This window comes from Streptomyces sp. NPDC000941, from assembly GCF_053599555.1.
Genome location: NZ_JBSFMM010000004.1, coordinates 86914 through 101625, shown reverse-complemented (window position 1 = coordinate 101625; position 14712 = coordinate 86914). Strand labels below are relative to the sequence as shown.

The 14712-nt window shown below is 71.3% G+C and carries 13 protein-coding genes; 3 read left to right on the top strand and 10 right to left on the bottom strand.

Features of this window, described 5'->3' with window-relative positions; all coding sequences use genetic code 11:
• Window positions 1–36 precede the first annotated feature (36 nt).
• Genes ACWDSL_RS02735 through ACWDSL_RS02715 form a run of 5 tightly spaced genes read right to left on the bottom strand, consistent with a single transcriptional unit; the run spans window position 37 to window position 4720 of the window.
• Entirely contained in the window at window positions 37–1017 is a 981-nt protein-coding gene (locus tag ACWDSL_RS02735; RefSeq protein ID WP_450480999.1) for a nucleoside hydrolase, read from the bottom strand.
• Complete coding sequence (locus tag ACWDSL_RS02730) at window positions 1014–2066, bottom strand: ABC transporter substrate-binding protein (RefSeq protein ID WP_450480998.1); 1053 nt, start codon at window positions 2064–2066, stop codon at window positions 1014–1016. Before ACWDSL_RS02730 ends, ACWDSL_RS02735 begins: the two co-directional genes overlap by 4 nt.
• Window positions 2063–3145: an ABC transporter ATP-binding protein gene (locus ACWDSL_RS02725; RefSeq protein WP_450480996.1), complete on the bottom strand. Its 1083-nt coding sequence runs from the start codon at window positions 3143–3145 to the stop codon at window positions 2063–2065. Before ACWDSL_RS02725 ends, ACWDSL_RS02730 begins: the two co-directional genes overlap by 4 nt.
• A gap of 10 nt (window positions 3146–3155) precedes the next feature.
• Window positions 3156–3941 carry an ABC transporter permease gene (locus tag ACWDSL_RS02720; RefSeq protein WP_450480994.1) on the bottom strand — a complete coding sequence of 262 codons (786 nt, stop codon included), beginning with the start codon at window positions 3939–3941 and terminating at the stop codon, window positions 3156–3158.
• Window positions 3941–4720, bottom strand: a complete 780-nt coding sequence (locus tag ACWDSL_RS02715) for an ABC transporter permease (RefSeq protein ID WP_450480992.1) — start codon at window positions 4718–4720, stop codon at window positions 3941–3943. The genes ACWDSL_RS02720 and ACWDSL_RS02715 overlap by 1 nt, the downstream gene beginning before the upstream one ends.
• Window positions 4721–4932: 212 nt before the next feature.
• On the opposite strand from ACWDSL_RS02715, the gene ACWDSL_RS02710 reads away from it, so the two are divergent.
• The gene (locus tag ACWDSL_RS02710; protein ID WP_450480990.1) at window positions 4933–5922 is read left to right on the top strand and encodes a LacI family DNA-binding transcriptional regulator; all 990 of its coding nucleotides are present in this window, start codon (window positions 4933–4935) and stop codon (window positions 5920–5922) included.
• Here the strand turns inward: ACWDSL_RS02710 and ACWDSL_RS02705 are convergent.
• From ACWDSL_RS02705 to argC, 5 genes are read right to left on the bottom strand one after another with little or no spacing between them, the layout of a single operon-like run.
• On the bottom strand, window positions 5919–6479 hold the full coding sequence (locus tag ACWDSL_RS02705; protein ID WP_450480988.1) for an arginine repressor: 561 nt from the start codon (window positions 6477–6479) through the stop codon (window positions 5919–5921). The two genes, ACWDSL_RS02710 and ACWDSL_RS02705, sit on opposite strands and share 4 nt — an antisense overlap.
• Before the next feature lie 23 nt (window positions 6480–6502).
• The gene (locus tag ACWDSL_RS02700) at window positions 6503–7690 is read right to left on the bottom strand and encodes an acetylornithine transaminase (protein ID WP_450480986.1); all 1188 of its coding nucleotides are present in this window, start codon (window positions 7688–7690) and stop codon (window positions 6503–6505) included.
• Window positions 7687–8619 carry an acetylglutamate kinase gene (gene argB / locus ACWDSL_RS02695; RefSeq protein WP_450480984.1) on the bottom strand — a complete coding sequence of 311 codons (933 nt, stop codon included), beginning with the start codon at window positions 8617–8619 and terminating at the stop codon, window positions 7687–7689. Before argB ends, ACWDSL_RS02700 begins: the two co-directional genes overlap by 4 nt.
• On the bottom strand, window positions 8616–9770 hold the full coding sequence (argJ, locus tag ACWDSL_RS02690) for a bifunctional glutamate N-acetyltransferase/amino-acid acetyltransferase ArgJ (RefSeq protein ID WP_450480982.1): 1155 nt from the start codon (window positions 9768–9770) through the stop codon (window positions 8616–8618). Before argJ ends, argB begins: the two co-directional genes overlap by 4 nt.
• A 52-nt stretch (window positions 9771–9822) precedes the next feature.
• Entirely contained in the window at window positions 9823–10851 is a 1029-nt protein-coding gene (gene argC / locus ACWDSL_RS02685) for an N-acetyl-gamma-glutamyl-phosphate reductase (RefSeq protein ID WP_450480980.1), read from the bottom strand.
• 155 nt (window positions 10852–11006) lie between these two features.
• On the opposite strand from argC, the gene ACWDSL_RS02680 reads away from it, so the two are divergent.
• Window positions 11007–13226, top strand: a complete 2220-nt coding sequence (locus ACWDSL_RS02680; protein WP_450480978.1) for an NADP-dependent isocitrate dehydrogenase — start codon at window positions 11007–11009, stop codon at window positions 13224–13226.
• A gap of 258 nt (window positions 13227–13484) precedes the next feature.
• Window positions 13485–14711: a beta-ketoacyl-[acyl-carrier-protein] synthase family protein gene (locus ACWDSL_RS02675; protein ID WP_450480976.1), complete on the top strand. Its 1227-nt coding sequence runs from the start codon at window positions 13485–13487 to the stop codon at window positions 14709–14711.
• Window position 14712: the final 1 nt, after the last annotated feature.

The window sequence follows — 14712 nt, the reverse complement described above, 5'->3', positions numbered from 1 at the left end:
TTCCTGCTCTGGGGGTTTTGGTGAGGGGTGCGGCCGTTACGGCGCGGGGGTGGTGTCCGCGCCGTAGTGGCCGCGCAGCCGGGACATCAGGAAGACGCGGAACGCCTCCGTGTCCACGCCGGTCGCCACGCGCGCGTTGGGCGCCAGGCCGGTGCGCCCGTGCACATCGGCCACCAGGGCGCCGCGGGTGAACTCGCCCGCGCACTCGACGGTCACCCACGCCTCCGTCCACTCCAGCAGCTCCGGGCGGACGGCGGCGGCCACGGCGAGCGCGTCGTGCACGGCGCAGGCGCGCACCTGGTGGCGGCGGGCGTAGCGGTCGATGAGGTGGCGCAGCATCCGCCCGGCCGCGGTGGTGACGGGCGCGCCGTCGGCGACGAGCGCGTCGGCGTCGGCGAGCGGGGTGAGGGCCTTACGGGTGACGTCGAGGCCGACGATGTGCAGCGGGACGCCGGACTCGGTGACGTAGCGGGCGGCTTCCGGGTCGGCGTGGAAGTTGAACTCGGCGGCGGGGGTGGTGTTGCCCGGGGCGAACGCCGCGCCGCCCATGACCACGATCTCCCGCAGCAGAGCGCGGGTGTCGGGGTGGGTGTGCAGCAGCGCGGCGACGTTGGTGAGCGGCGCGGTGGCGATGAGGGTGATCTCCCCCGGGCCCGCGCCGCGCAGTTGCTCGGCCATCCAGTCCACGGCGTGGCCGGGGTGGGCGGCGCGGGCGGCCGCGGGGAGTTCGACGCCGCCGAGGCCGTACGCGCCGTGCACCGGCTCGTCGGGGTGGCGCGGCACCCGGGCCAGCGGCCCGGCGTGGCCGCGGAGCACGGGGGTGGCCGCGGCGGGTCCGCCGATCAGGTCGCACAGCCGCAGGGCGTTGTCGACCACCTGGTCGAGGCCGACGTTGCCCGCGACCGTGGTCACGCCCGCGACCTCGAGCTCCGGCGACGCGTACGCCAGGAAGAGGGCGATGGCGTCGTCGATGCCCGGGTCGCAGTCGATCACGACCCGCCTGGGGGCCTGGCTCATCCGGAGACCTCGCGCTGGAAGCGGTCCACCCACGCGTCGTTGTGCTCGACGGAGTACTTCAGGTCGGGCGAGGTGAACCCGGCGGCGGCCGGGTCGCTCGCGGCCTCGCCGGACACCTTGGTGATGGCGGCGGGGACCTTGGCGTCCTTGTTGACCGGCTTGTCGCTGAAGGAGGCGGCCGCCTTCTCCTGGACGTCGGCGGACAGCAGGTAGTCGAGGAACTTCTCGGCGCCCGCCTTGTTCTTGGCGCCCTTGACGATCTGGGCGGTGTTGGCGGCGACGTAGCGGCCCTTGTCGAACGGCACCCAGCCGATGGGCTTGCCGGCCTTGGCCGGGTCCACGGCGAACAGGTCGAGGCCGGGGGCCATCTCGACCTCGCCGCGGTCGAGGAGGCTGACCAGCTCGGTGGAGCGGTTGAAGAACTTCAGCACATTGGGCTTGAGGTCGGAGAGCTTCTTGAAGCCGGTGTCGGTGTCCTTGGGGCCCGAGCCGTACGTCGCGGAGACGGCCTGGAGGAACGGGACGCCGGCGCTGGTGGACAGGTCGGGGACGGCGACCTTGCCCTTGTACTTCGCGTCCCACAGGCTCTCCAGCGTGGGCGGCTGCTTGACCTTGTCGGTGCGGTAGAGCATCCCGAGCAGCTGGTAGGTGTAGGCCGGGCCGTAGCCGTCCTGGCTCTTGGCGAAGTCGTAGATCTTCGCCATGTTGGGGACCTTCTTGGGGTCGACCTTGTCGAAGAGGCCCTGCTTCTGGCCCATGGCGGCGAAGAGGTCGGAGATCATCACAACGTCCACGGTGGGGTCGTTCTTGTTGACCCGCAGCTTGGTCAGCCGGTCCGCGTTGGCCCCCGTCTCCAGGGTGACATCGATGCCGGTCTTCTTCTCGAACGGCTTGATCACCGTCTCCTCGAAGCGGTCGGCCCCGAAGCCGAAGGTGCTCACCGTCAGCTTCTTCGGGTCGGCCTTGGCGCTCTCCGCGCAGCCGGAGAGGGTGAAGGCGATCAGGGACGCGGCCAGGGCGCCGGTGGTGAGTCTGGCGGTGCGGATCATGCGGGACACTCCTGGTGAGGGTTTTTGCCGAGCCGAGCGGCGCCGTCGTCGCGGGGCAGAGGGATGGCCTGCCCCAGGGGCAGATGGAGCCGTACCGACGCGCCCGCGCGCAGCGTCTCGTCGGTGGTGATGGCGTGCAGGGTGCGGTCGCCGACGGCGGCGGTGACCGCGAAGTCGGTGCCGCGGAAGCGGACCGCGGTGACGGTCGCCTCGACCACCTCGCCGCCCGCGGGCGGCTCGGCGTCCGGGCCGAGGACGCCGATGTGCTCGGGCCGGATGGTGACCGGGCCGCGCCCGGGGAGGTCGAGGAAGTTCTCGTAGCCGAGGAACTCGGCGACGAACCGGGTGGCGGGCGCCCGGAACACCTCGCGCGGCGGACCCTGCTGGACGATCCGCCCGCGGTCGAGGATCACCATGTTGTCGGCCAGTTCGAGCGCTTCTTCCTGGTCGTGGGTGACCAGGATGGCCGTCAGCCCGGTCTCGCGCTGGACCCGCAGCAGCTCCTGGCGCATCTGCACCCGCAGCCGCGCGTCCAGGTTGGACAGCGGCTCGTCGAGCAGCAGCACCGAGGGGCGGATGGCCACCGCGCGGGCCAGCGCGACCCGCTGCTGCTGGCCGCCGGACAGCTCCTTGGGCTTGCGCCCGGCCAGGTGGGCCAGGCCGACCAGGTCGAGCACCTCGGCCACGCGGGTGCGGATCTCGGCGGTGGGCACACCCCGCATCCGCAGTCCGAAGGCGACGTTCTTCTCGACGGTCAGATGCGGGAAGAGCGCGTACGACTGGAACACCATGCCGATGTTGCGGCGCTCGGGCGGCAGGGTGGTGGCGTCCTGGCCGTCGAGCAGGATCGTGCCGCTGGTGGGCGGCAGAAAACCGGCGATCATCCGCAGGGTGGTGGTCTTGCCGCAGCCGCTGGGGCCGAGCAGCGCGGTGAACTCCCCGCGGCGCACCGTCAGATCGATCGAGTCGACCGCCACCGAGCCCGCGAACTCCCGGGTGATGGACCGGAGTTGGACCACCGGCGTCGTCGTCTCTGCCGTCGTCTTCGTCATCGTTGTCGTTGTCTTCGTCGTTGTCATGCGTGCATCCCTACTTGCCGAAGACCTTGTTGAAGCCGACGAGCCGCTCGGTCACCAGGGCGACGACCACCGTGGCCGCGAGCAGCAGGGTGGACACCGCCGCGACGACCGGGTCGAAGGAGAACTCGACGTAATTGAGCATCTGGACCGGGAGGGTGGTCACGCCGGGGCCGTTGAGCAGCAGCGACAGCGGCACATTGTTGAAGGAGGTGAGGAAGGACAGCACGGCCGCGGAGACGATCCCGGGCATCATCACCGGCAGGGTGATGTGGAAGAAGGTCCGCAGCGGGCCCGCGCCAAGACCCCGCCCCGCTTCCTCGAGCGCGGGGTCGGCCATGGCGAGCGAGGCGCCGGTCACCCGCACCGCGTACGGCAGCAGCAGCACGGTGTGGCCGATCAGCAGCGCCCCGAGGGCGGTGATCCGCAGGGTGACCATCAGCTGCTGGAACAGCGCGAAGCCCAGGACCAGCTCGGGGACGATCGCCGGGGACAGGAACAGCGCCTCGGCCGCCTTGCGGCCGCGGAACCGCCGCCGCTGGATCGCCAGCGCGGCGGGGACGCCGACGAGCAGCGCGAGCAGCGTGGCCCCGGCGGCCACCAGCGCGCTGGTGGCCAGCGCCTCCTGGAAGGGCTGGTACGCCAGCGCCTTGGTGAACCACTTGCCCGACAGGCCGGGCGGGGGGAACTCCACGGTGTCGCCGGAGGAGAAGGCGATGGCCACCACCAGCAGGATGGGCCCGAGGAGGAAGACCATGGCCAGCGCGGCCACGGCGGTCAGGAGCGGACGTCCGCGCATCAGACGGCACCCACCTTCGACAGCCGGCCGGATATCAGGCCCGCGACGACCACCAGCGCGGTCATGATCAGGGCCACCGCGCTGGCCGCTCCCCAGTCGAGCTTCACATTGGCGTAGTCGTACAGGAGGGTTGCCAGCGTGCGGTTGCGGGTGCCGCCCAGCAGCAGCGGGGTGGTGAACGCGGTGACCGCGCCGGCGAACACCAGCATCGCGCCGACCAGCACACCGGGCAGCGCGATCGGCAGCACCACCCGGCGGAAGGCCCGGCCGGGGCTCGCCCCGAGGCCGCGGGCGGCCTCCTCCAGCTTGACGTCGATATGCGACAGCGAGCTGTACGAGGTCAGGATCATGATCGGGGTGAAGAGCTGGGTGAGCCCGGCGATCAGGGCGAACTCGGTGTAGAGCAGCTGGGTGCCGCCGTCGGCGAGGCCGAGGGTGGTCAGCAGATCGCTGATCAGCCCGTTGCGGCCCAGGATGACCAGCCAGGAGAAGGTCCGTACGACGGTGCTGAGCAGCAGCGGGAACACCGCGAGGGCCAGCAGCAGCCCCTGGCGGCGCCGGGGCGCCCGGGCGATCAGATACGCCACCGGGAAGCCGAGCAGCAGACAGATGGCCGTGGTCAGAGCGGCGACCCGGACGGTGCGGGCCGCGACCTCCAGCACGTATCCGTCGCCCAGCATGCCGCCGAGCTTGCCGAGGACATCGGGGTCCTCGGCGGCGGGCGGCGCGAACAGGGTGACGCCGAAGGGATAGAGGAAGCCGAAGGCGAGAAGTGCCACGCCCGGCAGGAGCAAGAGGCCAGAAGCCGCTCTGCGTGACACGAGCCGGACCCTCCTTGGATGTTACTGATACGTCGTCTGCAACCGGTTGCGGCAACCGGTTGCAGGCAAGCTACGCTGGAGCCGGTGAGCCCGTCAACGGCTGCCGGTAAAGAACGTGTAACCAACAACGGGCCGGAAACGGGCAACGGATCGACAGAAGGCAGGGGCGGATGGTTCGGCTGGCAGATGTCGCACGCGCCGCGGGGGTGTCCACGTCCACCGCGTCCCGCGCCCTCAGCAGGCCCGACATGGTGGCGGCGGAAACCAGGGAGCGGGTCGCCAAGGCGGCCGCCGAGATGGGATTCACGCTCAACGCCACCGCGCGGGCCCTGACCACCGGCCACACCGGGCTGGTCGGCGTCATCGTCCCCACCCTCGCCAACCCCTTCTTCCCGCCCATCGTCACCGGTGTCCAGGAGTCGCTGACCGAGACGGGCGGAAACGTCCTGCTCGGGGTGTCCGACCGCTCCGAGGAGCGCGAGCGGGAACTGGCGGCGCAGCTGGGCTCGCGCGTCGACGGGCTCGTCCTCGTCGCCCCGGTCAGTGGTGACGCGACGCTGCACGAACTCGCCGAGCGGCTGCCGGTCGTGACGGTCGACCGCACCACCCCGGGCCTGCCCGGGGTGGTGGTGGACACCCCCGGCGGGGTACGGGAGCTGATGACGCATCTGCTCGGCCTCGGCCACCGGCGCATCGCCTACCTCGGCGGCCCGCCCGGCTCGTGGATGGACCGGCGGCGCACCAGGGCCGCCCGCAAGGCGGTCGAGGACGGCGGCGGCGAGCTGACCGTGCTGGACCCCGTGCCGCCCCAGGTCGACGCCGGCCTGGCGGCGGCCGAACACCTGGTGCGGCGGGCGGAGCGGGTCACCGCGGTCATGGCGTACAGCAGCTATGTACTGCTCGGCCTGCTCATGGGGTTGCGCGGGGCGGGGCTGCGGGTGCCCGAGGACATCAGCCTCGCGGCGTCCGACGATCTCACCGTCATCGGAATGACCCAGCCGGGCAGCACCGCGCTGCACGTCCCGCTCCAGGAGGCGGGCGCCGCGGCGTGCCGGCTGGTACGGGAGGCCCCGCACACCGGCGAGCGTCCGCCGCGCGTGCGCATCCCCACCCGCCTGGTCGTCCGCGGCTCCACGGCCCCGCCACCGGAAGGGACTTAACGCTCCTTCTGGGCCAGCCGGAGCAGATGGTCGGCGAGGGCCTGGCCGCCCGCCGATTCACGGCTGATCAGCAGCACCGTGTCGTCGCCCGCGATCGTGCCCAGGATCGGGTGGAGCTCCGCCGAGTCGATGGCCGAGGCCAGGAACTGGGCGGCGCCGGGCGGGGTGCGCAGGACCACGAGGTTGGCGGACGCCTCCGCCGAGATCAGCAGCTCACCCGCCAGCCGCGCCATCCGGGCCTCGCTCGCCGACTCGCCGAGCGGGGCCCGGGGCGTACGGTCGCCGCCCTCGGCCGGCACCGCGTAGATCAGCTCGCCCCCGGTGTTGCGGATCTTCACCGCGCCCAGTTCGTCCAGGTCGCGGGAGAGCGTCGCCTGGGTGACGGACAGCCCGTCGTCGGCGAGGAGCTTCGCGAGCTGGCTCTGGGAGCGGACCGGCTGCCGGTTCAGGATGTCCACGATCCGGCGGTGCCGGGCAGTGCGGGTCTGCGGCACGGCCGGGCCGTTCCCGTGGGAAGTGCCGTTGGCCTGCGCCTCGGTGTGCTGCGCCTCGGTCATCGTTTCGTCAGTCTCCGGATCCGTCAGTGCCCGTGTCTCCCCTGGGCGGCGTCCAGGGCGCCGGGCAAGGCCCGGAGGAACGCGTCCACCTCCTCGTCGCCGACGACGAGCGGCGGGGCGAGCCGGACCACATCCGGCGCGACCGCGTTGACCAGGAGTCCCGCGTCCTGAGCCGCCTGCTGCACCTGTGGCGCAAGGGACTCTGCCAGCACGATACCCAGCAGCAGACCGGAGCCGCGGACATGGCTGATCAGCGGGTGGCCGAGCGACTCGATCCCGTCACGCAGCCGCTCCCCGGCCCGCTTGACTCCCTCGAGGACGTCATCGGCGGCGAGGGTGTCGAGCACGGCCAGCGCGGCGGCGCACGCCACCGGGTTGCCGCCGAAGGTCGAACCGTGCTGACCGGGCGTCAGCAGGTCGGCGGCGGGCCCGAAGGCCACGGTCGCGCCGATGGGAAGACCGCCGCCAAGGCCCTTGGCGAGGGTCACCACATCGGGTTCGACGCCCTGCGCCTGGCATTCGAGCCAGTGGCCGGTGCGGCCGATTCCCGTCTGGATCTCGTCGAGGACCAGCAGGGTGCCGGTGGCCCGGGTGATCTCGCGCGCCGCGGCCAGATAGCCCGCCGGGGGGACGATCACGCCGTTCTCGCCCTGGATCGGCTCCACGATGAACAGCGCGGTGTCGGTGGTGACGGCCGCGCGCAGCGCGTCCACGTCCCCGTACGGGACATGGGTGACATCGCCGGGCAGCGGCAGGAACGGCTCCTGCTTGGCGGGCTGGCCGGTCAGCGCGAGGGCGCCCATGGTGCGGCCGTGGAAGCCGCCGGCGGTGGCCACCATATGTGTACGGCCGGTGCGCCGCCCGATCTTGAAGGCGGCCTCGACGGCCTCCGCACCGGAGTTGGAGAAGTAGACCCGCCCGGGCCGCCCGAAGAGCTGCAGCAGCCGTTCGGCCAGGGCCACCGGGGGCTCGGCGATGAACAGGTTCGAGACATGGCCGAGGGTTACGATCTGGTCGGATACGGCCCGTACGACGGCGGGGTGGGCGTGGCCGAGGGCGTTGACGGCGATGCCGCCGACGAAGTCCAGGTACTCCTTGCCGTCCGCGTCCCAGACCTTGGCGCCCTCGCCGTGGGTGAGGGGGACTCGGGGCGTGCCGTAGTTGTCCATCAGCGCGCCTTGCCAGCGCTGCGTCAGCTGCTCGTTGCTCACCGGTCCGCCCCCTCAGCCTTGTCGTTTGCGTTGTCCGGGTCGGGCAGGACCATCGTGCCGATGCCCTCGTCGGTGAAGATCTCCAGCAGGATGGAGTGCTGTACCCGCCCGTCGATGACGCGCGCGGTGGTGACGCCGTTGCGCACGGCGTACAGACAGCCCTCCATCTTCGGGACCATGCCGCTCGCCAACTCGGGCAGCAGCTTCTCCAGTTCGCTGGCGGTGAGCTTGCTGATCACCTCGTCGCTGTTGGGCCAGTCCGCGTACAGGCCCTCCACATCGGTGAGGACCATCAGCGTCTCGGCGCCGAGCGCGGCGGCGAGCGCTGCCGCCGCCGTGTCGGCGTTGACGTTGTAGACGTGGCCGTCATCGGCGCTGCGGGCGATGGAGGAGACGACCGGGATACGGCCGTCGTCCAGCAGGGCCTGGACCGCGCCGGTGTCGATCTCGGTGATCCGGCCGACCCGGCCGATGTCCACCTGCTCGCCGTCGATCTCGGCGAAGTGCTTGGTGGCGGACATCAGATGGGCGTCCTCACCGGTCATGCCGACGGCGAGCGGGCCATGCTGGTTGAGCAGCCCGACCAGCTCGCGCTGGACCTGTCCGGCCAGCACCATCCGTACGACGTCCATGGCCTCGTCGGTGGTGACCCGAAGCCCCGCCTTGAACTCGCTGACCAGGCCGTGCCGGTCGAGCTGGGCGCTGATCTGCGGGCCGCCGCCGTGCACCACGACGGGGCGCAGCCCCGCGTGGCGCAGGAAGACGACGTCCTGGGCGAAGGCGGCCTTCAGCTCGTCGTCGACCATGGCGTTGCCGCCGAACTTGATGACGACGGTCTTGCCGTGGTGGCGGGTCAGCCAGGGCAGCGCCTCGATGAGGATGCGCGCCTTGGGCAGGGCGGTGTGTTTACGGGCGGTCGGCTGGCTCATGACGAGTAGGCGCTGTTCTCGTGGACGTAGTCGGCGGTCAGGTCGTTGGCCCAGATGACGGCGGATTCGCCGCCGGCGGCCAGGTCGGCGGTGATGCGCACCTCGCGGTAGCGCATGTCGACCAGTTCCCGGTCCTCGCCGACGGAGCCGTTCTTGCATACCCACACGCCGTTGATGGCGACGTTGAGCTGGTCGGGGTCGAAGGTGGCGGAGGTGGTGCCGATCGCGGAGAGCACCCGGCCCCAGTTGGGGTCCTCGCCGTGGATGGCGCACTTGAGGAGGTTGTTACGGGCGATCGAGCGGCCGACCTCGACGGCGTCGTCCTCGCTCGCCGCGCCCACCACCTCGATACGGATGTCCTTGGAGGCGCCCTCGGCGTCGCCGATCAGCTGCCGCGCCAGATCGGCGCAGACCTCGCGGACCGCCTCGGCGAACTCCTCGGCGGGAGGTGTGACACCGGAGGCGCCGGAGGCCAGCAGCAGCACGGTGTCGTTGGTGGACATGCAGCCGTCGGAGTCGACCCGGTCGAAGGTGGTGCGGGTGGCGGCGCGCAGCGCGGTGTCCAGCTCCTGGGCCTCGACGTCGGCGTCGGTGGTGAGCACGACGAGCATGGTGGCCAGGCCCGGGGCCAGCATGCCCGCGCCCTTGGCCATACCGCCGACGACCCAGCCGCCGGGCCCTTGCGCCACGGCGGTCTTGTGCACGGTGTCGGTGGTCTTGATGGCGATGGCGGCCTTGTCGCCGCCGTGGGCGGTCAGCTCGGCCGCCGCCTTCTCCACACCGGGGAGCAGCTTGTCCATGGGCAGCCGGATGCCGATGAGCCCGGTGGAGGCGACGGCGATCTCCCCTGCGCTGTGTCCCAGGACCTCCGCCACCTTCTCGGCGGTGGCGTGGGTGTCCTGGAAGCCGAGCGGGCCGGTGCAGGCGTTGGCGCCACCGGAGTTGAGGACGACCGCGCTGACCGTACCGCCCTTGAGCACCTGCTCGGACCACAGGACCGGGGCGGCCTTGACGCGGTTGGAGGTGAAGACACCGGCGGCGGCCGGCCGCGGCCCGTTGTTGACGACGAGGGCCAGGTCGGGGTTGCCGTTCTCCTTGAGGCCCGCGGCGATGCCGGAGGCGGTGAACCCCTTGGCTGCCGTAACGCTCACTGTGACTCCTTGTTCGCCCTGCTGTGGGGACCCGTTTGGTGGTGTACGGCGCTCATGGCGCGATTCCGGTGGTGGGGAGCCCCAGCTCCTCCGGGAGGCCGAGCGCGACGTTCATGCTCTGGACCGCGCCGCCGGCGGTGCCCTTGGTGAGGTTGTCGATGGCGCTGATGGCGATGACCCGGCCCGCCGCCGCGTCGTGGGCGACCTGGATCAGCGCGGCGTTCGATCCGTGTACGGCGGCGGTGGACGGCCACTGCCCCTCCGGGAGGAGGTGGACGAACGGCTCGTCCTGGAGCGCCTTCTCGTACGCGGCGCGGACGGACTCGGCCGTCACCCCGGGCCGGGCCTTGGCGCTGCAGGTGGCGAGGATGCCGCGGGACATGGGGGCGAGGGTGGGGGTGAAGGAGACCGAGACCGGTTCGCCCGCCGCAGCCGAGAGGTTCTGGATCATCTCGGGGGTGTGCCGGTGGCCACCTCCGACGCCGTACGGGCTCATGGCGCCCATGACCTCGCTGCCCAGCAGATGCGGTTTGGGCGCCTTGCCGGCGCCGGAGGTGCCGGAGGCGGCGACGATCACGGCCTCGGGCTCGACCAGCCCCGCCGCGTACGCCGGGAAGAGCGCGAGCGAGACGGCGGTCGGGTAGCAGCCTGGGACCGCGACGCGCTTGGACCCCTCCAGCGCATCGCGGGCCCCGGGCAGTTCGGGGAGGCCGTAGGGCCAGGTGCCCGCGTGCGGCGAACCGTAGAACCGCTCCCAGTCCCCCGCGTCCTCGAGCCGGAAGTCGGCTCCGCAGTCGATGATCAGGACCTCGTCGCCGAGCTGCTGCGCGACGGCGGCGGACTGGCCGTGCGGCAGCGCGAGGAACACCACGTCGTGCCCGGTCAGGGCGTCGGCTTCGGTGGGCGCGAGGATCCGGTCGGCCAGCGGGAGGAGGTGTGGCTGCAGGGCTCCGAGGCGCTGGCCGGCGTTGGAGTTTCCGGTCAGGGTGCCTATCTCGACCTGGGGGTGGGCGAGCAGCAGGCGCAGCACCTCGCCGCCCGCGTATCCACTCGCTCCGGCCACCGCCGCACGTACCGACATCGATACCTCCCTCTTGATGGCATGACTATACGGCCGACCGAAGCTTTATGCAATGACGCTTTCGTGGGCCCATTCGAAGGGGCCACGAGTGGAGGGGGCCGATGACGAGATATCTTGATGTCGAGCAATGTTGCAGACGTGGAGCGGAGCACCCGGTGACTGACTCGACCATCATCTATACGCACACCGACGAGGCCCCGGCCCTGGCGACGTATTCGTTCCTGCCGGTGGTCCAGGCCTACGCGTCGACGGCCGGTGTCACTGTGGAAACCCGTGACATCTCGCTGGCCGGGCGCCTCATCGCCGTCTTCCCCGAGTACCTGGAGGAGGGCCTGCGGATCCCCGACGCCCTCACCGAGCTCGGCGAGCTGGCCAAGGCGCCCGAGGCCAACATCATCAAGCTGCCGAACATCTCGGCCTCGATCCCGCAGCTGAAGGCCGCGATCGCCGAGCTGCAGCAGCAGGGCTACACGCTGCCGGACTACCCGGACGACCCCAAGACCGACGAGGAGCGCGAGATCCGCGCCCGCTACGACAAGGTCAAGGGCTCCGCCGTCAACCCGGTGCTGCGCGAGGGCAACTCCGACCGCCGCGCCCCCGCGTCGGTCAAGAACTACGCCAAGACTCATCCGCACCGCATGGGCGCCTGGTCCTCCGACTCGAAGACCAACGTCGCCACCATGGGCGTCGACGACTTCCGCGCCACCGAGAAGTCCGCGGTGATCTCCGAGGCCGGTTCGCTGCGCATCGAGCTGGCGGGCGACGACGGCTCGACCACCGTGCTGCGCGAGTCGGTACCCGTGCTGGCGGGCGAGGTCGTGGACACGTCCGTGATGCGGGTGGCGGCGCTGCGTGAGTTCCTCACCGCGCAGGTGGCCCGCGCCAAGGCCGAGGGCGTGCTGTTCTCACTGCACCTGAAGGCCACGATGATGAAGGTCTCCGACCCGATCATCTTCGGCCACGGGGTGCGGGCCTTCTTCCCGAAGACCTTCGCCGAGTACGGCGAGGTGTTCGCCGCGGCCGGGCTGACCCCCAACGACGGGCTCGGCGGCATCCTCAAGGGCGTGGAGTCGCTGCCCGAGGGGGCCAGGATCAAGGAGTCCTTCGAGGCCGAGCTGGCCGAGGGCCCCAGCCTGGCGATGGTCGACTCCGACCGCGGCATCACCAATCTGCACGTCCCCTCCGACGTCATCGTCGACGCCTCCATGCCGGCCATGATCCGCACCTCCGGCCATATGTGGGGCCCCGACGGCCAGGAGGCCGACACCCTCGCCGTCCTCCCCGACAGCAGCTACGCCGGCGTCTACCAGGCCGTCATCGACGACTGCCGGGCCAACGGCGCCCTGAACCCCGCCACCATCGGCTCGGTCCCCAACGTCGGCCTGATGGCGCAGAAGGCCGAGGAGTACGGCAGCCACGACAAGACCTTCGAAATCCCCACCACGGGCACCGTCCGCGTCCTCGACGAGGCCGGCACCGTGGTCCTGGAGCAGGTCGTCGGCGCCGGTGACATCTTCCGGATGTGCCAGGCCAAGGACGCGCCGATCCGCGACTGGGTCAAGCTCGCTGTCACCCGCGCCCGCGCCACCGGCGACCCGGCGGTCTTCTGGCTCGACGAGGACCGCGCCCACGACGCCCAGCTGATCGAGAAGGTCAAGGCGTACCTGCCGGAGCACGACACCGAGGGCCTGCGGATCGAGATCATGGCCCCGGTCGAGGCGACCAAGTTCTCCCTGGAGCGGATCCGCCGCGGTGAGAACACCATCTCGGTCACCGGCAATGTGCTGCGCGACTACCTGACCGACCTGTTCCCGATCCTGGAGCTGGGCACCAGCGCCAAGATGCTGTCGGTCGTCCCGCTGATGGCGGGCGGCGGTCTGTTCGAGACGGGCGCCGGCGGCTCCGCGCCCAAGCACGTCCAGCAGCTGGTCAAGGAGAACTACCTGCGCTGGGACTCGCTGGGCGAGTTCTTCGCGCTGGTGCCGTCCCTCGAGCAGTACGCGAAGACCACCGGCAACGCGCGGGCCCAGGTGCTCGCCGACACCCTCGACCGGGCCACCGCCACCTTCCTCAACGAGGACAAGTCGCCCAGCCGCCGGGTCGGCGGCATCGACAACCGCGGCAGCCACTTCTACCTGTCGCTGTACTGGGCGCAGGAGCTGGCCAAGCAGACCGACGACGCGGACCTGGCCAAGGCCTTCGCCCCGCTCGCCGAGACGCTGGCCGCCCAGGAGCAGACGATCGTCGACGAGCTGATCGCCGTCCAGGGCGAGCCCGCCGACATCGGCGGCTACTACCAGCCCGACCCGGCCAAGGCCGCCGCCGTGATGCGTCCGTCGGCGACCTTCAACCAGGCCATCGCCACCCTCGGCTGATCCGGCGGCCCGCCGCCTCCGGCCCTATACCGCCCCGGTTGGACACCCGTCCGACCGGGGCGGTGCCTTTTTCACGCTCCGTGGTTTCCCGGTCACCGAATTGGTCTTCAATAGCCGATCCCTACAAAATCCCGATGCCGGGCTGCTGGGATCACAACATCTATCCGGGTGGAATCACCCTGACAGAGTGGCCGACAAGTCGATCTCCTCCCGCACTTTATGCGGGAGTTGTGTGTCCACTACACGGGGGTAGTTCCGATGCGCGCTGACACCGACCAGGTGGTGGTCACCGGTCTCGGGGCCACCACACCGCTCGGCGGGGATGTGGCCTCGACATGGTCCGGGATGCTGACGGGGAAATCCGGGATCAGCAGGATCGAGGAGGACTGGGCCCTCGATGCGCCCGTACGGATCGCGGGCCGGCTGGCGGTCGACCCGTCCGAGGTCCTGGACCGGGTGCAGGCCCGGCGGATGGACCGCTGCCAGCAGATCGCGCTGATCGCCGCCCGCGAGGCATGGGCCGACGCGGGCGCCCCCGAGGTCGAGCCGGAGCGGCTGGCCGTGGCCATCGGCACGGGCACCGGGGGCACGCTGACCATGCTCCGCCAGAACGACATCATGGACTCCTCCGGGATGCGGCGGATGTCCCCGCACTCCGTCCCCATGCTGATGGCGAACGGCCCCGCCGCCTTGATCAGCATCGAACTCGGCGCGCGCGGCGGCGCCCACGCCCCGGTCAGCGCCTGCGCCTCGGGAGCCGAGGCGATCGCGCTGGGCTTGGACCTGATCCGCCTCGGCCGGGCCGACGTGGTCGTCGCGGGCGGCACCGAGGCCTGCGTCAACCCCCTGGTGCTGGCCGGGTTCGCCCAGGCCAGGGCGCACTCTACGCGCAATGACGAACCCGAGCAGGCGTCCCGGCCCTTCGACGTCGACCGCGACGGCTTCGTCATCGGCGAGGGGGCGGCCATGGTCGTCCTGGAGCGCGCCGAGTTCGCCGCCGCCCGGGCGGCCCGCGCCCATGCGGCGCTCGCCGGGGCCGGGGTCACCTCGGACGCCCACCACATCACCGCCGCGAGCCCCGAGGGTCAAGTCCGCGCCATGCGTATGGCGTTGGCCGCCGCGGGGCTGACCCCGCTGGCGATCGAGCACATCCACGCCCATGCGACCTCCACGCCCATGGGCGATCTCGCCGAGGCGGAGTCGATCGCCGAGGCCATCGGCGTCCATCCATCCGTGACCGCGACCAAGTCCATGACCGGCCACCTCTTCGGCGCGGCGGGGGCGGTGGGCGCCCTCGCCGCGATCCTCGCGGTGCGCGACGGAGTGATCCCCGCGACCCAGAACGTCGACGCTCTCGACCCACGGGTCAAGCTCGACGTGGTCACGGGGCAGCCCCGACGAGGCGCCGCGCCGGCCGCGGCGCTGACCAACTCCTTCGGATTCGGCGGCCACAACACCTCACTCGTGTTCACCACCGCACCCTGAA

Excerpts from the sequence above, each read along its gene's own strand:
- ACWDSL_RS02730 (WP_450480998.1), bottom strand. The coding sequence starts at position 2,066 with ATGATCCGCACCGCCAGACTCACCACCGGCGCCCTGGCCGCGTCCCTG.
- ACWDSL_RS02675 (WP_450480976.1), top strand. The coding sequence starts at position 13,485 with ATGCGCGCTGACACCGACCAGGTGGTGGTCACCGGTCTCGGGGCCACC.
- ACWDSL_RS02705 (WP_450480988.1), bottom strand. The coding sequence starts at position 6,479 with ATGACCGAGGCGCAGCACACCGAGGCGCAGGCCAACGGCACTTCCCAC.
- ACWDSL_RS02735 (WP_450480999.1), bottom strand. The coding sequence starts at position 1,017 with ATGAGCCAGGCCCCCAGGCGGGTCGTGATCGACTGCGACCCGGGCATC.
- argC (WP_450480980.1), bottom strand. The coding sequence starts at position 10,851 with ATGTCGGTACGTGCGGCGGTGGCCGGAGCGAGTGGATACGCGGGCGGC.
- ACWDSL_RS02720 (WP_450480994.1), bottom strand. The coding sequence starts at position 3,941 with ATGCGCGGACGTCCGCTCCTGACCGCCGTGGCCGCGCTGGCCATGGTC.
- argB (WP_450480984.1), bottom strand. The coding sequence starts at position 8,619 with ATGAGCCAGCCGACCGCCCGTAAACACACCGCCCTGCCCAAGGCGCGC.
- ACWDSL_RS02725 (WP_450480996.1), bottom strand. The coding sequence starts at position 3,145 with ATGACAACGACGAAGACAACGACAACGATGACGAAGACGACGGCAGAG.
- ACWDSL_RS02710 (WP_450480990.1), top strand. The coding sequence starts at position 4,933 with ATGGTTCGGCTGGCAGATGTCGCACGCGCCGCGGGGGTGTCCACGTCC.